Origin of the sequence: Ectobacillus funiculus, from assembly GCF_004138295.1 — a bacterium.
In the GTDB taxonomy this organism is placed as follows: Bacteria; Bacillota; Bacilli; order Bacillales; family Bacillaceae_G; genus Ectobacillus; species Ectobacillus funiculus.
Window position 1 is genome coordinate 1 of record NZ_SCFM01000087.1, and the last position, 3549, is coordinate 3549.

General features: G+C 42.1%; 4 protein-coding genes and 2 tRNA genes. All 6 read left to right on the forward strand.

Annotated features, from left to right (window positions below):
* The first annotated feature begins 59 nt into the window (after positions 1 to 59).
* A tRNA-Met gene (locus EP737_RS24210) sits at positions 60 to 136 on the forward strand.
* Between the two features lie 19 nt (positions 137 to 155).
* Positions 156 to 231 (forward strand) — tRNA-Asp (locus EP737_RS24215).
* A gap of 361 nt (positions 232 to 592) precedes the next feature.
* On the forward strand, positions 593 to 1066 hold the full coding sequence (gene tsaE / locus EP737_RS24220; RefSeq protein WP_129731841.1) for a tRNA (adenosine(37)-N6)-threonylcarbamoyltransferase complex ATPase subunit type 1 TsaE: 474 nt from the start codon (positions 593 to 595) through the stop codon (positions 1064 to 1066).
* Positions 1047 to 1736 (forward strand): tRNA (adenosine(37)-N6)-threonylcarbamoyltransferase complex dimerization subunit type 1 TsaB, encoded by a 690-nt coding sequence (gene tsaB / locus EP737_RS24225; RefSeq protein ID WP_129731843.1) that lies wholly within the window; start codon positions 1047 to 1049, stop codon positions 1734 to 1736. Before tsaE ends, tsaB begins: the two co-directional genes overlap by 20 nt.
* A gap of 11 nt (positions 1737 to 1747) precedes the next feature.
* Positions 1748 to 2197, forward strand: coding sequence for a ribosomal protein S18-alanine N-acetyltransferase (gene rimI / locus EP737_RS24230; protein WP_246040364.1), 450 nt, complete (start codon positions 1748 to 1750; stop codon positions 2195 to 2197).
* The gene (tsaD, locus tag EP737_RS24235; protein ID WP_129731845.1) at positions 2194 to 3213 is read left to right on the forward strand and encodes a tRNA (adenosine(37)-N6)-threonylcarbamoyltransferase complex transferase subunit TsaD; all 1020 of its coding nucleotides are present in this window, start codon (positions 2194 to 2196) and stop codon (positions 3211 to 3213) included. Before rimI ends, tsaD begins: the two co-directional genes overlap by 4 nt.
* Positions 3214 to 3549: the final 336 nt, after the last annotated feature.

Here is a 3549-nt window from a genome sequence, read left to right on the forward strand (position 1 = left end):
TTGGGGGTTTCCCCCTGTGAGAGTAGGACGTCGCTAGGCCTTTTTATTTTTCATAACATCGCGGGGTGGAGCAGTCTGGTAGCTCGTCGGGCTCATAACCCGAAGGTCGCAGGTTCAAATCCTGTCCCCGCAACCAAAGCTATAAATAAATAAAGGGTTCCGTGGTGTAGCGGTTAACATGCCTGCCTGTCACGCAGGAGATCGCGGGTTCGATCCCCGTCGGGACCGCCATTTTTCCTAAGCGAAACAAGATGTTTCGTGTTTTTTTATGCTTGGATTTGTTAGATACATAAGAGTAGTTAGATATCCTTGGGAGCTTATCCTAAGGTTTTTTTTATACTGTTAGGAAAGTATAAATTTCCAGCCGGAAGCTCCGACATTTATCACCCACTTAAGCACATGATAGGCATTATCTGGAGAGCCTCCTCGTGGGAAGGCTGTGTTAGCGGGTAGGCGGAGTGTAGTTCAATTATTTTTCATTTAAAAAAATAGTATAATGAGAATCAGGAATTTATCTTTTCGTTCTTATAGAATGCTCAAGCATGGAAGAACGGATATACTATAAAAATAAGAAATAAGGCTGGTGAAGCAGTTGAACGAATATAAGATTAGAACCTCCTCTCCAGAAGATACAATGAAGATATCGGAAAAGCTGGGGATGTTAGCTGAGGAGCAGGATGTTTTTATTTTAGAGGGAGATTTAGGTGCAGGAAAGACAACCTTCACAAAGGGACTTGCAAAAGGTCTTGGTGTGAATCGAGTTGTAAATAGTCCAACCTTCAATATTATTAAGGAATACAAAGGAAGAATCCCTCTCTATCACATGGACGTATATCGATTAGCCGAGAGTGAAGAAGATCTAGGATTCGATGAGTATTTTTATGGGAGCGGTGTGACAGTAGTTGAATGGGCTCACTTAATTGAGCACTATTTGCCTTCCTCCTTACTTAAAATTAGTTTATTTCATGAAGGCGGCAACAATCGGGGCATTGTGTTAGAGCCGAAGGGAGAACGGTATATTAGATTATGTGAGGAGCTTTTGAAGAATGAAAGTATTAGCAATTGATACAGCGAATTATGTAATGGGCGTCGCGCTTCTCGATGAACAGCAAGTAGTAGGCGAAATTATTACAAATGTGAAGAAGAATCATTCTGTACGGCTCATGCCGGCAATTGAACAGCTATTGAAGGAATGCGATACAAAGCCGAGTGACCTTGAGAAAATTGTAGTGGCTGCAGGTCCTGGATCTTATACAGGGGTGCGTATTGGGGTGACAGTGGCTAAAACATTGGCCTGGTCCCTGCAAATCCCGATTACAGGTGTATCCAGTTTAGAGGTTTTAGCAGCAAATGCTTCTTACTTCGATGGTTATATTTGTCCACTTTTTGATGCAAGAAGACAGCAAATCTATACAGGTCTTTATACATATGAAGATACGCTCAAGGTAAAAGAAGAAGAACGGATTATCCTTATTTCAGAATGGCTTCTATTATTAAAGGAGTTAAATCAAAAAGTATTATTTATAGGGAATGATTTATCTATTCATAAAGAGACTATTATAGCTGCGTTAGGGGAGCAGGCTGTATTTGCTTCAACGGCTAAACATAACCCAAGACCAAGTGAACTAGGCTGCATTGGTTTACAAAAAGAGTCAGAGGAAGTACATACATTTGTACCAAATTATATTCGTATGGCTGAAGCAGAAGCAAATTGGCTGGCAAATCAAGCAAAATAGGGGAAAAGGAAATGAGTGAGTCAATCAGATTTCGGGATATGAAACCCGAGGATATTGCACAGGTTGTTGCGATTGAACAGGTATCGTTTGCGATTCCCTGGACCTTCGAAACATTTGAACGCGAAATGACAATAAATGAATATGCCCGATATACTGTGATGGAGAAAGATGGTGCTATTATTGGTTATTGCGGAATGTGGCTCATTTTAGATGAATCTCATATTACGAATATCGCCATTCTACCTGAGTATCGCGGGAGGAATCTGGGAGAAGCATTACTAAATGAAGTGATTGAAAAAGCAAAAAAATTAGGAGCTCACTCGATGACGCTAGAGGTTCGTGTATCTAATGAGATTGCTCAAAAGCTGTACCGCAAATTTGGTTTTTTAAACGGCGGTATTCGCAAACGATATTATACGGATAACTACGAGGATGCTCTTGTAATGTGGGTGAGATTATGACAAAAGTAGATAGTATTATATTAGGAATCGAGACGAGCTGTGACGAGACTGCCGTAGCTGTTGTAAAGAATGGTCATGAGATTTTATCTAATGTGGTGGCGTCTCAAATCGAGAGCCATAAGCGATTTGGAGGAGTAGTTCCAGAGATTGCATCTCGCCATCATGTAGAGCAAATTACAGTTGTATTAGAAGAAGCCTTGAGGCAAGCGGATGTAACGTTACAAGATATAGATGCGATTGCGGTGACAGAAGGGCCTGGTCTTGTTGGGGCATTATTAATTGGAGTGAACGCTGCAAAGGCAGTTGCATTTGCCCATGGAATCCCATTAGTGGGTGTCCACCATATTGCGGGTCATATTTATGCGAATCGTCTTATCACGGAGATGAAGTTTCCTTTGCTGTCTCTCGTTGTTTCCGGAGGGCATACAGAACTTGTTTACATGGAGAAGCATGGTTCGTTTGAGGTAATCGGGGAAACGCGTGATGATGCGGCTGGAGAGGCTTATGATAAGGTAGCAAGAACATTGTCCCTTCCGTATCCGGGCGGACCTCATATTGACCGCTTAGCACATGAGGGTCAGCCAGTTCTTGGCTTGCCGCGCGCTTGGTTGGAACCGGATTCTTATGATTTTAGCTTCAGCGGCTTAAAATCCGCAGTTATCAACGCTGTTCATAATGCAAAACAAAGGGGAGAGGTCATTGCCCCTGAAGATTTAGCAGCAAGTTTTCAGGACAGCGTCATCGATGTGCTTGTTACAAAAACAGTAAAAGCGGCTGCTGAATATGGAGTAAAGCAGGTATTGCTTGCGGGAGGTGTAGCTGCCAATAAAGGCCTGCGTAACCGTCTGCAGGAGGCATTTTCACCAATGCAGAACATAGAGCTCGTGATTCCGCCATTGTCGCTTTGTACGGATAATGCTGCTATGATTGCGGCAGCAGGTACTATTTTATACAGTCAGGGCAAGCGGGCCAATTTGGCTTTAAATGCAAATCCAGGCTTAGATCTCGAATGTTAGATTATAAACAGGAATCGCTTTTTCTGTGGATAAATATGTTGGAAAATGTGGTTAACCATCAATGATTTGTGTAAAAGTTGTTGATAAGTGGATGTTTTCTTGTTGATAATGTGGATAAGTTGATGAGGTTAAGTGGATCTGTGGATAAAGAAAACTCGCCGATTGGCGAGCCCCGCCCTTGGGCGAAGACAGAGACGTAGTTGCCCTTATACTTTATTCTTAAAATTTCCCGCTACGTCGAATGGTCTTCCAGCTAGAAATTTATCCTTTCTTAAAGTGTAATAAAAAAGTCAGTGAAGCACTGACTTTTTTATTATGACTGGGTCATGTTGGTTC

Coding starts and splice junctions, on each gene's coding strand:
- tsaB (WP_129731843.1), top strand. CDS start 1,047: ATGAAAGTATTAGCAATTGATACAGCGAATTATGTAATGGGCGTCGCG.
- rimI (WP_246040364.1), top strand. CDS start 1,748: ATGAGTGAGTCAATCAGATTTCGGGATATGAAACCCGAGGATATTGCA.
- tsaD (WP_129731845.1), top strand. CDS start 2,194: ATGACAAAAGTAGATAGTATTATATTAGGAATCGAGACGAGCTGTGAC.